Annotated in this window: 7 protein-coding genes; 1 reads left to right on the plus strand and 6 read right to left on the minus strand. The window is 60.0% G+C overall.

Features of this window, described 5'->3' with window-relative positions:
- The first annotated feature begins 197 nt into the window (after window positions 1-197).
- Window positions 198-1,877 carry a family 10 glycosylhydrolase gene (locus IRZ31_RS14725; RefSeq protein ID WP_297154936.1) on the plus strand — a complete coding sequence of 560 codons (1,680 nt, stop codon included), beginning with the start codon at window positions 198-200 and terminating at the stop codon, window positions 1,875-1,877.
- A 191-nt stretch (window positions 1,878-2,068) separates the two neighbouring features.
- Here the strand turns inward: IRZ31_RS14725 and IRZ31_RS14730 are convergent, their stop codons facing one another.
- The 6 genes from IRZ31_RS14730 to IRZ31_RS14755 form a co-directional block, all read right to left on the minus strand.
- Complete coding sequence (locus tag IRZ31_RS14730; RefSeq protein ID WP_297154938.1) at window positions 2,069-4,258, minus strand: alkaline phosphatase family protein; 2,190 nt, start codon at window positions 4,256-4,258, stop codon at window positions 2,069-2,071.
- 661 nt (window positions 4,259-4,919) lie between these two features.
- Window positions 4,920-5,393, minus strand: coding sequence for a nuclear transport factor 2 family protein (locus IRZ31_RS14735; RefSeq protein WP_297154940.1), 474 nt, complete (start codon window positions 5,391-5,393; stop codon window positions 4,920-4,922).
- A 471-nt stretch (window positions 5,394-5,864) separates the two neighbouring features.
- On the minus strand, window positions 5,865-7,652 hold the full coding sequence (locus tag IRZ31_RS14740; RefSeq protein ID WP_297154942.1) for a substrate-binding and VWA domain-containing protein: 1,788 nt from the start codon (window positions 7,650-7,652) through the stop codon (window positions 5,865-5,867).
- 121 nt (window positions 7,653-7,773) lie between these two features.
- Window positions 7,774-10,140: a protein kinase gene (locus tag IRZ31_RS14745; protein WP_297154944.1), complete on the minus strand. Its 2,367-nt coding sequence runs from the start codon at window positions 10,138-10,140 to the stop codon at window positions 7,774-7,776.
- A 625-nt stretch (window positions 10,141-10,765) separates the two neighbouring features.
- Window positions 10,766-12,325 carry a class I SAM-dependent DNA methyltransferase gene (locus IRZ31_RS14750; RefSeq protein WP_297154946.1) on the minus strand — a complete coding sequence of 520 codons (1,560 nt, stop codon included), beginning with the start codon at window positions 12,323-12,325 and terminating at the stop codon, window positions 10,766-10,768.
- A gap of 137 nt (window positions 12,326-12,462) precedes the next feature.
- On the minus strand, window positions 12,463-13,945 hold a 1,483-nt coding region (locus IRZ31_RS14755), incomplete at its 5' end, for a restriction endonuclease subunit S (RefSeq protein ID WP_297154948.1).

The following is a 13,945-nucleotide window of genomic DNA, read 5'->3' on the forward strand; positions in this document are numbered from 1 at the left end:
CCTCTCATTTCTTTTCCACCTTTCTTTCAATCTCCCCATTCTCTCTTATCTTACTATATCCAATTTCATCAATATTTCATCACGATCCCCTATATCGAAGAAGTTGATTTCACAATCACAAAGAAGTGCGGTACAATACCCCTACACATCGCTACTATTGTCTACATCAATCTCAGCGTAGCGGGGAGAAGAAGCAGATGGGCAAATGTGGTAGTGGCTATGGAGGCTATGGATACCTGCGTTGGGTGGCAGTGATTCTGATCTGGCTGCTGCATGTGCTACCGTCGGCCCCGGTGGTGGGATCGGCCAGCCTCCCTGCGCTGTCAGCTCGGGCGCAGAGCCAGCAGCGCGGGGAGGTCAGAGCGTGGTCGTGCACACCTTCGCCAGCGACTGGGGCGCCGCTCCGACAGTTACGCGGGGTCTGGATCGCCACGGTGGCCAATCTTGACTGGCCCTCACGCCCGGGCCTGCCCGCCGCCGTTCAGCAGGAAGAAGGGCGGCGCTTGCTCGACCAGGCGAGGGCTTTGGGCTTCAATGCGGTCTTCGTGCAGGTACGCCCCTCGGGGGACGCCTTCTATCCGTCGCATTACGCTCCCTGGTCGGCCTACCTGAGCGGCGTCCAGGGGCGCAGTCCAGGTTATGACCCGCTGGGGTTCCTGCTGAGCGAGGCTCACCGGCGCAACCTGGAGTTTCATGCCTGGTTGAACCCCTTTCGCATCAGCTTCCACGACAATCTCGCCGCCCTGGCTCCGACCAATCCCGCGCGGCAACATCCCGAGTGGGTAGTGCACTACGCCGGCGCCCTCTACCTGAATCCAGGCTTGCCCGCCGTACGCCGACTCCTGGCAGCCACGGTCGCGGAGCTGGTGCGCCGCTACGATGTCGACGGAATTCACCTGGATGATTACTTCTACCCCTATCCCGTGGGAAAGCTGCCTTTTCCAGATGGAGAGACCTATCGCCAGTACGGCGCCGGCCACTATCGCTCGATCGCCGATTGGCGACGGGCAAACGTGAATGAGCTGATGGCGACTCTCAGGCAGACAATCCAGCGCCTGCGCCCAACAGTAAAGTTCGGCGTGAGTCCTTTCGGGGTCTGGCGCAACCGCCGCAGCGATCCGTCAGGCTCGGCCACCACGGCAGCGGTGACAAGCTACGATTCGCTCTATGCCGATACACGCACCTGGATCAGGCACCACTGGCTGGATTATATCGCCCCGCAGCTGTATTGGTCCATCGGCTTCCGCCCCGCCGATTACGCGACGCTCGTGCGCTGGTGGGTCCATGAGGTGCAGGGCAGGCCGGTCCATCTCTACATTGGACAGGCAGCTTATAAGATCGGGAGCGGCGGCCCCTGGAACGACGCGGAGGAGATGCCGCACCACCTGCGCTTTGATCTGCGCTTTGCGGAGATCAAGGGCGAGATCTTCTTTCGCTTGAAGTCCTTACTGGCCGATCCCCTCGGCTTTGCCCGGCGTTTGCGCACGGACCTCTATCGCCATCCTGCGCTGATTCCAGTGATGCCCTGGTTGGGTGGAGGCTCTCCGCCGACACCCAGGGCCTTGCAGGCCCAATTGCAGCCCCAGGGAACGAAGAGATGGACGGTGACGCTGCGCTGGCAGGATGGCACCGGTGGGCAGGCCCAGACAATCGCTTTTGCCCTCTATCGCCTGGATGGCGCCGCTCCCCCCGATCCGTGCGCGCTGCAGACTTCTACCGCCCTGCTGGCGACCCAGCGACTCCTTGGAGCAGGCTGGCAGGTCTTTGTCGACCAGCTCGCACCTCCTGGCGCGCTCTATACGTACTACGTGACAGCTCTGGACCGCCTGCATCATGAAAGCCCTCCCAGCTCAGCCCTGGTCGTGCATCTTCCATGAGCAGCAGGCTGGTCGTGCCGGTTTGCTTCTCTGCCTCGCCCCGACGAGAGGGCGCGAGGCGGACACAGCCCCACATGCCAGGCTGTGCCGCCCCATGCTCAGAGATGGCACCTCTCCGGTAAGAGCCTGCCTGCAAGCCGCTGGCAGCTTAGCCGCCAGTGAGAGGCCAGCACCAGGACAGGCCGAGAGCGCTAACGAGAACGCCTGGTCGTCAGGTTGTGAGCACGTTGGAGCAGATTGTTGCCTTTGGCCACAAGATTAGCTGTGCGGGCCGGGGTGAGCTTCGCTGCAGCTTGCTGCCCACTGCCGCCGAACTCGGCTCCCTCCAGGAGGGTAAGCAGCTCGTCGGCCAGGGCGTTGCGCTGCGCGGTCAGCAGCTGAAGCTGGGACGCCATCCGGGTATAGGTGCTATCGTTGTCAGGGCTACCGCTCTCTAGCGCCAGGGTGGAGATGCGCAGGGTGCTCAGGGCAAGGTCACCTACAGGCGCATCGATGCGCTTGAGGAGTTGACCAAGCTGGAGGAGCAAGCCGCGACTGCGCCGCACCGCGGGCGGAAGCGCACTGTCGTCCAGCGCTTCGATAAGAACCCGTCCGTCATGACGGTAGTCGTCTTTGAGGCCGAGTAGCTCCATCATAGTGGGACGAATGTCGGCGTGATCGGCCCAGATGCTGTCGTTGCGACCAAGATGGCGCACGCCAGGTCCAACCAGCCCCAGCCAGGTGCGGTTGATGTCGGGGGCAATATCGCCGTGATTCCAGGCATAGGTAGGTACAACCTGGACACAGGGCGCGTTGCAGTTGGCTGGCCCAGCATAGATGTAGTAGTCGGGATTGGCGAACCAGACAAAGGTAGGTGTACGGGCCGGATCGGCGGTGACCATGTGCAGCAGCTTCATTTCAACGGGATCGGCCATGTATTGGGTGAGCTGCTCTGTCTTGCCCGTGATGGGGTTGACGGCTGTGAGTTTGCCGGTGGCCCGCTCAAAAGCTCGCGTCACTGGATCGGTGCGCCCCGGGTTGCCGGTGATGTAGATCGCCGGGGCCGAGTCAGCATGGAGCTGGAAGGGGGTGGTGATGCTCTGCTGAGTGGCAAGCAGACCCGTCATGTTGACGTTGATCTCGCCAATAACGCTGTAGCTACACGACACATTGATGCCATCGCAGTCCACAGGGGTCGGGGGGCCACCGACGAAATGGTCGCCTTCGTCAGCGGTGATGACAAAAAGCGTGTTGGCTGGCGTGATGCCATCTTGCTCTAGCCGTTGGAAGAAGCGAGCAAAAGCCTGATCATAGGCACGGAGAGTAGCAACGTAGCCCGCTTGACCAGGTCCAAAGGCCGGCCCGCCCGGGTGTTTGTCGTGGGCATCGGAGATGTAGGCGTATGTGACAGGGACACCGTGCTCTTGCATGGCGGCTACGTAGGCCAGGCTGACGCTGGCTTCCATGCCATCAAAGCCGGGGAAGCCGATGTGTCCCTGGGCATCCTGGATAATGTTCCCGTCGAGGTCAGTAAGCGGTCCATCGGGACTGATCTGGGGAACAACGTATTTGTGACCGAAGAGGGCCTGGTAGCCTTCATAGCCCCCAGGTTCGTCAGGCAGAAGGTCAGGTTTGCCGTTGTGCTCAGTGGAGCAGAGCGGGTTGTTGAGGGCACAATGAATGCTGATGCCGACGAAATCGGCATAAGCCTGGCCAGGATTGGCTTTGACTTCACGGGCTTCCGGCGAGTCGGCCCCGAAGACCGTGGGAATGTCAGTCCCAGTGTTCTCCAGGACCATGTTGGCAGCGCCTACACCTCCAACGTTACAGCCAGCCCGGGTGTAGGGCACCCACGGCGCCGGAGCGTTGACCCCCAGCTCGTTGAGCATGTTGTAGGTGGTATCAGTCGGCGCCGGATTGGTGGGGTCGTAGATGGGGTCGGTCCAGTAGGCAAAGGCTGAGGCCGGGCTACTGGTCCCGTCGGGATTGAAATAGCGATAGCTGTTGCTGACCGCTACTCCGTGACGATCCGGGTAGACACCAGTGAGTGAGGTGAGAATGTTGGTCCCGGTGTGAGCAATCAGCGGAGTGTGGTTGTTGGAGAGCATGACACCCTTGCCTTCGATGAAGTCGAGAAGATGGGGCATCTGCTCTAGATCAGAAGGGACGTTGGGGTTGTCCCTCATCAGATGCACATTGTCAAATTGGATGTAGATGACGTGCTTGATGCCGTTTTTGAGATGGCAGGTTGCGCCGCCCTCGCTCACCGCAGCCGCAGCGGCAGCGCCAGGCTTCACCGCCGGCAGCAGGATGCCGATGATGAGAAACAGCAAGCAGCTCGTCTCGATGAGATGGAAGCGTCCCCCCACGGGGTTGCGTTGGGACCAGGTGCGATGACGCATAGGTTCCTCCTTTATCGCTGCAGGTCCACCGGTTGGGTTGGTCGACTGGTGCACAAGGAACAGAATGGTCACGGCTCGCTCGCACTGCACAGAGCCTTGTAGGAGACTACTGCTCTCCGGAGGGGTGGCATCCCCTCGCCCTGCCGCGGGAAAGCCACGCTCGCACGCGTGGGGTCCTCTTCCTGTTCCTGCGGCCAGCGCCTGCAATCCGAAAGCTGACTTCCCTCAGCGCGTTCCGCTCTGTTCTGCCCTTGCGCTCCGATGTTGCTAGCCTGTCAGGTGGCACTCCTGACAGGGAGGCCCCCCTGAGTCGCGTCCCTCTCGACTCTCCAGGGAGATGCAATTAGAGTATAGCATTGCATTGAATAGATATCAATGATCTAAAGGGCAAAGTGTTAATAATATGTAAAATCGAGGTGTTAATGTAACTGCGTGGGAGGGGAGAGGAGCTACGGCCCGGCAAGCCCAAGCAGGCGAATAGCTCCTTCAGGCTCGGGTCGGACTCATCTCGCTGGCCACGACGCCCGACCAGTCATGATCAGGGCCGCAGGACTGAGAGTTTACGCCGAGGCTGTGCAAGCTTCTTCTGCGAGAGCTGAGGCGCAGCTGGGAAGGAAACCGGCCCCTGTTTGCCTGGGCTTGCTCTGATTCTGGTCGGGGCTTAGAGCCTGAAGGGGAGCCAGCGCAGAGGGGGAAAGACCTGCTCAACGATCGAAAAATGATCGTAGTAGTCGCTCTGCCGCAGAATCAGGCCATTTCTGACCAGGAAGATGCTGACGCCATCGACTTGAAACGGTCGAGAAAGCCAGGACTGTCTCAGGAGACGCGGCGTTTCGCCGGAGGCAATCCAGCAGACTGCCGCCTGCCCATCCCCAAAGAAGCGGCGCGTCGGCGTATACTGGATGGTCGGCATACTGGCGAAGCGCTGACTAAACCAGCGCGCGATCTCTTGATGGCCCCGACGCGCGTGGCGCATGCCCGTGTCAAAGAGTTCGGCCCTGGCGTGATAGAGGGCTACTAGCTCGTCGACGTCGTGAGCGTTAAAAGCGACGATCCAGCGATTGATGAGAATGGGCAGCTCCATGCCTGCAGGAGCGGAGCCACTTTGCTCAAAGCTGTCTCGGTTGGTTCGCACGCCACTTTCTCCTCTGCTTCTGCTGCTCTCCAATAGAGGCATCCTCGTGCTCTGTATTGTAGCGCAGGAGGGCGGCAAGCACAAATGCTATGGTCGATTGAGGCCGCCTTGCTCAAGGAGATTGGCCTTTTTTAGCCGAACCACGGTTACCAGTTCACACAGGCAATAACGTCCTCTTCATGAGGAACGTTTCTGGCGGGCCTCGGCAGCGGAGACCGCGGCCCCCAGGAAAGACGTTCCTCTGCTCTTTTGCCCCTTGACTTTCCTTCGGGGTTTCCCCCTATCGACTGCACCGGGCAGAAGCATCAAGCAGACAGGAGAAAGAGTACGAGCTTGTTTCTTCGACAGACAGGGAGACAACCGGAAGCTCCAGACGGAAGGGGTGTGATCTTGCGCCCTGGCGCCCCGTCAAGCCGTGAGCCAGAGCTGCCCGCAGCAGGCTGACTGGCTCTTTCTTTCGCAGCATCGTCGTCAGAAGAAGAGGCTGATCTGGTTGTAGACAGCACGAATGTTCTGAGGTGTACCAGCATATTCCTGGGCCCCCGTTGTTGAAGCGATAGATTTGAGGGCGTTGACATCGGCATCATCGCCATAAGCAATAGTGAAGACCTTGATGCCCCGGCCAGCGTCCTCGCCGCGCGGCGCAATACGCGAGAGCAGGTCATTCAGCGAAAGCTGGCTGCTATTATCCTGCCCATCGGTCAGAACGACGACGGCCTTGATATCAGCGGTAACAAGGCTGTTGAGCACCTGGACCTGTTCAGCAATAGTATCGAAGAGACGAGTGCTGCCGCTTGCTGTAATGTTGCCGATCTGCTGGAGAACCTGTTGACGTTTAGGGCCGACCAGCGAAAGGGGGCTGAGAACGCTGGCGTCATCGTTGAAGACAGTCAGACCAAGGATGTCGCCGTCGCTCATCAGACTTACAAAGCTCCTGAGACCCTGCCGCGCAGCATCAATCTTGCTGACGCCATTGACGCTATCGTTCATGCTGCCGGAGGTGTCCAGGATGAGCATGGCGGCCACGTGGCGTTTCTGGGCTTGCCAGGTGCTCTCGATGGCATTGACGACGTCCACTGAGGGAACCTGCAAGATGGTACGGGGCTGCTGCGGGTCGACGCCATGTGCGCTGTCAAGAGGGGTCCGAAGAGGAATAGAGGGCAAGGCCGGACGGAAGCCATAGCGCAGGGCCTTGGCCTGCTGTTCGGGCGCCAGGAGAAAGGCGCGCAGAACCTCAGCGGCGCTCTCTTTGGCTGGGGTCAGCCAGCTGCCCTGTAAGATGGCGTAGGGGTGATCACTGTAGAAGGTGCCTTCTTTCGGGTAGATGGCCACTACAGGAAACGGAAGATGGGGGTAGCTATGGCCATCGTTGGCCTCGACGACCAGGTTTTCGTACATCACTGCCGCACTGAGAAAACTGGGGCCCTTGCTGAACATTTCGTCGGCGAAAAAGCCGGTGCTGTCCCCATAGTGAATGACCGATTCCTCGATGTCGCCAATCAGGGTACGCACGCGAAGATCGTTCATGTCAGTCAGGGTTAGCCCTCGCTGCTTGCCCAGGGCGGCATAGCTCATGGCGATGATGGCATCAAGCCCGGAGTTGGAGTATGCGGGATGAGTGTGACCGAATTTGAAGGTCCCGGCTTCGGGATGACCATAGGCAGCCCATCCTTGTGGATCGCTGCTGAGGCGGGCGATGTCGCTCCAGCCAATGGGGCGCTGCGGCCAGCCAAGCGCTTCGGCCAATGGCTTCCACATGGCTATGACTACGGGGCTGCTCACCAGCGAGGGTGTGGCGCTGGCTCCCATGTCGATGAGATCGTGGCCTGTCTTCTGATGCCAGCGGGCATTGAGGAGGCTGAGCCAGACGCTGCCGGCGGGACTCCAGACGTCGGGCTGGATGTTGCCGCTGAGGATCTGTTGCAGCGAGTCACCAGAGCCAATAGGCGTGGCGTTGACAGTGATGACCCCATCACAGGCCGCGTAATGGTGGTTGTTGAAATCCGTAATGACATCTTCCATCCAGGCTTCTTTCTCGGAGCCGTAGTAGAGGGTCAAGGTCACTGGATTGGTAGAGTGGTGTTGGCAAATCACTGGATAGGGGGCCGGCGTGGGCGTAGGCTGAGCAGTGGCGTTCCCAAACACTCCGCAGCTCTGTAGAAGCGTGGAGAGCAGTAATACAGCGCAGGCAGAACAGAAGAAAATGATCCAGAGCGCCTTCCGTCTCCGCCTGCTCACAATCTCACTCGCTCGCTGCATAGTCTTCAACTATCCTTTCGTGTCAAAAGCAGGGCACTGCTGCGTCGTCTGGGACTATCTTGCTCTTATATGCAGGTGATCTGCGCTTTCTCCAGCGCTCGCCAGCCAGGAGATCGACCTCCTAGCTGGTGGCCGTGGCGCTGGTGCCATAGGCGCTGAGCCATTCCTGGAGTAAGATATCGGTCACGTTGCCGGGCGGTGGCTGCGCCTCTGGGCCAAGCTGCAAGGCAATTTTGAGGCTGGTCTCCAGGTTCGGAAAAGGGTTACCTGCAACGCGGTCCTGGACGGTGACCCTGGCACTGGTGGGCCGAAAGCCGCTTTTGAGAGCTTCGCGCTGCTGCTCATCTTCCAGAAGGAAGTCGCGGAAGAGGCGCGCCGCTTCTTGTTGCTCGCTAGTAACCCAGTCGGCGTCAAAGATGACAAAGGGGTGATCGCTCAGCAGATTGAGGTCTGGATAGAAAGGGAGAAGGGCCATGCCCTGGCGCTGGCGAGCTTCTGCCTGATAGGTCAGCACAAGGTTTTCATAGGTGAAGGCCAGATCGTAGGAGGTAGGCCCCTTGAGAATGACTTCGCGCTCTAGATAGGTGCCACTGCTACGTCCGAATTGGGTGACAGCTCCCTCGACGTCGTCAAGGTAGCGCAGAAAACCTTTGTCGCGCACCTGGTCGCTGGTGAGGCCACGCTGCTGATGGAAGTAGGCATAGGCCAGCAGGGCGATGGTCAGCAGGCCGCTATTTGACTGATCGGGACGAGTCTGAGCCAGTTTGACCTGACCCCAGGAGGCTGGTCCTCCCAGGTCCTGCCAACCGTTTTTGAGGAGGACCGCGCTGTGAATGGCTTCCCAGTCCAGATGCTGGTAGTGCTCTAGCAGGAGCCGCGCGCGCTCTTCCCAGACGGCAAAGACGAGGGGACTGAAGACGAGCGAGCGGGGTAATAGCTCCGCAGAGGAAGCGAGGATATCTCTGCCGCCATGAGCAGCCTTCCAGGCATCGCTCAGCTGGTTGAGTTCCAGGGTACTGGCCGGACTCCAGGCGATGGGCCGCAGCTGGCCACTGAGGATACGGTTGCGGGCATCTAAGGAGCCACGCCCTTCAGCTTGCGGCAGGGTGATGCGTTTGCCATCCAGGGTCACGCCGCGCTGATTAAAGGCCGCGATGGCGGCGCTGATCCAGCTCTCTTTTTCGGTGCTGTAGACAAAGCTGAGAGCGATCTGCCCTGTCAGACCGGAAGTGCCCCCACCGCTTTGATGGGTGAAGAAGAACGGTATGCTGAGCAGGCCAGCGCCGGCGACAAGGCCGACCGCTCCCGCGGTGAGTAGCAGGCGACGCGAGATACGTCTTCCTCCTGGCCTGGCCAGCGGAGGTTGAAGTCCCTGGCCGGGCGTTGCGGGCAAGGGAGTCACTGGCAGCGAGGTGACCGGGGGCGCTGGATGCGCGATGGGGGCAGCAGGCAGGCCAGGCAGGGAGCTTCCTGTACCGCTGGCAGTGGTGAAGCCAGCCGCCAGGAGCGCCATGTACATGGCGGCGGCAGTTTGATAGCGCTGCGCTGGATCTTCGGCCATCGCTGTCAGAATGATGGTTTCGCTGGCCGCCGAGAGCCGCGGGTTGAGCGCGCGCGGCGACTGAAAGAGATCCGGATTGATGCGCCTGGTTGGGGCATCAAGGGGTAGCTCGCCGGTCAGCAGTTCGTAGAGTGTGGCCCCCAGGGCGTAGATATCTGAGCGGGCATCGCTTTGGCCGCGCCCATACTGCTCCAGTGGGGCGTAGCCCTGGGAACCGAGGAGGGTTGTGTCGCGCGTGACCTGGCTCTTGAAGATGCGTGCGATGCCAAAGTCGATGAGTTTGAGCTGACCCTCTGGCGTCAGCATGATGTTGGCCGGCTTCATGTCGCGGAAGATGATCGCCTGGGAGCGCGTGTGCAGATAATGCAGGACGGCGCATAGCTCCAGACCCCAACCCATGACGGTCGCTTCGTCGAGCGGCCCACCGCGTTCTTCCAGGACCTTCGCCAGCGTTTTGCCTTCGATGAATTCCATCACAAGGTAGGCTTTGCCTGCTTCTTCGAAGAAGTCGCTGACGTTGGGCAGGTTGGGATGCTGAAGCTGGACCAGGAGATCGGCCTCTTGACGAAAGTCTGCCAGTGCGCGGGCTTTTTCGCTGGGACTGAGAAGGGCATCGCCCATCTCTTTGATGGCTACCTGACGACGGGCGGAGAAGCGCAGGTCAAGCGCTTTGTAGACGGCACCAAAACCGCCTTTGCCAACAAGGTCGACGATGCGATAGCGACCGCTAAGAAGAGTGCCAGGGCTGAGAGAGCCAGTAATGCGCCGACCATTCCCGGTCGAAGGAGCGGAGGATACTACAGCTGCATAGATGCCGGTCGGCGGTCCGGCAAGCGTATAGCCACAGTTAACGCAGAATTGCTCGCTGGGCGCATTGGGAGTGCCACAGTGACCACAGGTGAGAAATCCACCAGTTTGATGCTGCAAGGTTCTTCACTTCCTTATGGATAGAGAGCACAAGCATCTGTGGCTGCGTATCTTTTGATCTGCCGTTATGAGCCGCAGGCTTATACCGATCATACTCTGTTTATCTGGTTTCCACGCTTCGAGTATGCAGCCAGAGCATTATCTCAGCTTTACGTCTATGTTATGAGAGTGTAAAAAGCTGGATTAAGGAATGGTGGAGGTGACCGCTTGGGCCTGGGCCAGGACGGGCTGGGATGGCGCCAGGCAAGGCCGGCCCCAGGTGCCGCGGCCTGGGGCTGGCTGTCCAGGGTGTCTGGTTAGCCTGGCTTGCTCGCTCGCCCAATCTGCTCGCTCCCTGCTCATTCTTTGAGAGGCCGCTCCGGCCCCGCCAGGAGAGGGCCTACGCACTCTGCAGCACTCCGGGCATCTGTGCGACCTCTTCCTCCGCCTCGCCGATAGCTTTGATTCCGAGGCGGCGCAGGCGCTCGCTCTCTCTTCTGAGGTCTGAGGGCGAGCGCCTGCCCACAGGGCTGATTGCCCAAAGGGCGGGCCACGACCGGGCAGGTCAGCCCATACAGAGGAGGAAGTGGCTCAGCGTGGCTTCCTTGCCCGGTTTGTTCTTTTCTTACCCTTGCTCGTCTGCTTCCTATTCTTCTGCCAGCGTTGCCGGTTCGCTCTCTTCCACCTTCAGATTCGCCTCCGCTCCTCTCTTGCTGTTACCGTTGCTTTGGCCATTGCCGTTATTCAAATCCTCTACAATGGCGCTCAGCTGCTCCAGGGCCGCCTGCAGGTCTTCGACGATATCCCCGATGATCTCATCCGGTGCGGGCAGCTCGCTGGCATCCTCCAGGCTGCGATCGCGCAGCCAGAAGATGTCAAGGTTGACTTTGTCACGCTTGATCAGCTCTTCATAGCTGAAGGCGCGGAAACGCTCGCTCTCCTCGCGCTCATGGCGCCGACCAGGCTTGTAGCAGGCAACGAAGTCGTCGAGGTGGTCCCGCGTGAGGGGGCGGGAACGCAGGGTAAAATGCTGGTTGGTGCGCAGGTCGTAGATCCAGAGCCGCTCGGTCCAGGGCCGGGCGCTGGCCGGCTTGCGCTCGAAAAAGAGGACGTTGGCTTTGACTCCCTGGGCGTAGAAGATGCCGGTTGGCAGGCGTAGCAGAGTGTGAACGTCGCAGGTGTCGAGCAGGTCGCGCCGGATGACTTCGCCGGCCCCGCCCTCGAAGAGGACGTTGTCGGGGACGACGATGGCAGCCTCTCCGTGGGCTTTGAGCAGCGATTTGACGTGCTGGAGAAAGTTGAGTTGCTTGTTGCTGGTGCTGGCGATGAAGTCGTCTCGGACGATGAAGCTGGCTTCGCGCTCTTCTCGCCCTTTTTCGTTGATGTAGGTGATGCTGCTTTTGCGTCCAAAGGGGGGATTAGTGAGTACCAGGTCGAAATATTCGCCGGGATGGCTGCGCAGGCTGTCGGCGACCCGAATGGGACAGCGGTCGCCTTCGTCGTCGCCAATGCCGTGCAGGAAAAGGTTCATGACGCAGAGCCGGGCGGCGGCGTCGACGATCTCCCAGCCGTGCAGGGCTTCGTATTTGAGAAAGCGCCGCTGCTCACGGTCCATCTGGTGGCTGTAGTGCTTGACGATGTAGTCGTGGGCGGCCAGGAGAAAGCCGCCGGTGCCACAGGCGGGATCACAGATGCGCTGGCCCGGCCTGGGCTGCATGACGTCGACGATGGCGCTGATGAGGGGTCGCGGGGTGAAGTATTGGCCGGCGCCGCCTTTGATGTCTTCGGCGTTTTTCTGGAGCAGGCCCTCGTAGGCGTCGCCTTTGACGTCGGCGCTGAGGGCGGTCCACTGCTCACGGTCGATGAGGTCAACGATGAGACGGCGCAGCTTGGCCGGGTCCTGAATCTTGTTCTGGGCTTTGCGGAAGATGATGCCCAGCATGCCGTTGCGCTTGCCAAGTTCGCTGAGGATGTGGCGATAGTGGGCCTCCAGGGCCTCGCCGTCGCGCTTGAGCAGGCTGGCCCAGCTCAGTTCTTCCGGGATGCGCGCCGGCTGGCTATAGGGCGGCTGGGTGCGCTCGTGGGCCATTTTGAGAAAGAGGAGATAGGTGAGCTGCTCAAGATAGTCGCCATAGGATAGCCCTTCGTCGCGCAGGATGTTGCAGTAGTTCCAGAGTCGCTGGACGATGTATTGTGCGTTGCTCATGCCGCTGTATTTCTTTCTCTAGTATTTTTTTGCTGTTTGGACATGATGCCAGTCTGCTTGCTTTGCAGGCTGGATGGCTGGCCAGCCCAGGCCTGGCCAGGGCGAGCGAGGTCGATCAGCCGGCCCGCATGAGGTGCTCATTCTTGTTCGGGCGCTTCTTCCCAGAGGGAGGGGCGTGCGATCTGCTGCGGGTCAAGCGGCTCTGGAGGCTGGGGCGTGAGGTCGACCAGGCCCCCGGGACCTCCCTCGGCCAGGGAGAGACTAGACGGGCCGGCTCCCACTCCGCTGCGCCGCTGCCCAGGGCGCCGACCCTCTTTCTCATGTTGGCGCCGGGCACGCTCGGCCTGAATGCGCTCCAGAAGCTGGCTGGCCGGTTCGTCGCGCGGGTCCTGGGGCACAAGCTGACCGCTGAAGGCCCGCTTGAGGATGCTCTGCCGCAGGCGCTCGGCCCGCTTGAGGCTGCGCTCAATGGCTTCCTCCACCTGCTGGATGATGGTGAGCCGCCTCTCTACTTCGGCGACAATCTGCCGCTGCTCTTCAAGCGGAGGGAGGGGAAACTCAAGGGCCGCAAAACGGCCTGCCCCTAAATGAGCAATATTAGTGGTATGCTTGCCTATCTTTTGAAAACGCTTGCTGTACATGTAAGCCCGGAAGACTAACAAGGCATATTCTGGAAGCAATCCACCATCCCATGTTCTAAAGCGCAACAAAGTATTTTGAAAACAAGCTCCAGGGACCTCACCTCGATAAATAGCAGCTCTGCCGAGTAGCTCCAAGCTCTGCCCTTCATTCAAGAGAATATCGCCATACCTCAAATGATATACCTCAAACTCACTTGGATCAAAATTCATCATCATAACATCTGAAGTATCTATTTTATCCTCAAAGACATTAGCTACCCGTAAATAGGGCCTCATATAAGGGCCTGTATGATGCTTAGGAGATCTCTGACGACCGAGCTGTACATCTCCCACCTGCTCCACAGTAGCCCAGCACCAGCCGGGGGGCAGCGGTGGCAGAGTGCTGGTATCCGGTCCCGCAGGCTCGCGGTAGCTCTGCTTCCAGCGATCGTCACGCGGCTCCTGGCCCCGGGCGCGCATCCTCTCCAGCTGCCCGGCTTCCCAGCGCGCGCGCCGCTCGGCCAGGATGCGCCTGAGCAGGGCCTCACCGTCCTCGGCCACGGGATGCGTGGCCCGCCAACGCTCGGTCAGCTTCCCCTCGACAGCATCGCGCAGCAGAGCCGCCCGCGCATTCTTGAGCTTGACACGATCCCGGCGCAGGGTCTCAACCACCGCATCCAGCCGCGTCAGATGCCGCTCGATGGCCGCCACAATCCGACGCTGCTCTGCCAGGGGAGGGAGGGGAACTAGCAACTCCCTCAATGCTGATTTGGATATTTCCTTAAAAGTAGTGCCTTTCGCTAATTCATTCAGGTGATCCTTTGCTGAAAGCAACCACCAAGCAATATATTTGGCTTCAACTTCCTGATGAACAATAAAGGAAGCAAAACCCTGATTGGTAGTCAATCTGACCCCAGCAATCGCCACATGACCGATGCTTGCTCTCGATGTTAGCAGAACGCTTCCCTCAGGTACCCAACGAACACCGCAAGAGTTAAAG

Origin of the sequence: Thermogemmatispora sp. (assembly GCF_019683635.1) — a bacterium.
In the GTDB taxonomy this organism is placed as follows: domain Bacteria; phylum Chloroflexota; class Ktedonobacteria; order Ktedonobacterales; family Ktedonobacteraceae; genus Thermogemmatispora.

Excerpts from the sequence above, each read along its gene's own strand:
- IRZ31_RS14725 (WP_297154936.1), top strand. The coding sequence starts at position 198 with ATGGGCAAATGTGGTAGTGGCTATGGAGGCTATGGATACCTGCGTTGG.
- IRZ31_RS14730 (WP_297154938.1), bottom strand. The coding sequence starts at position 4,258 with ATGCGTCATCGCACCTGGTCCCAACGCAACCCCGTGGGGGGACGCTTC.
- IRZ31_RS14740 (WP_297154942.1), bottom strand. The coding sequence starts at position 7,652 with ATGCAGCGAGCGAGTGAGATTGTGAGCAGGCGGAGACGGAAGGCGCTC.
- IRZ31_RS14750 (WP_297154946.1), bottom strand. The coding sequence starts at position 12,325 with ATGAGCAACGCACAATACATCGTCCAGCGACTCTGGAACTACTGCAAC.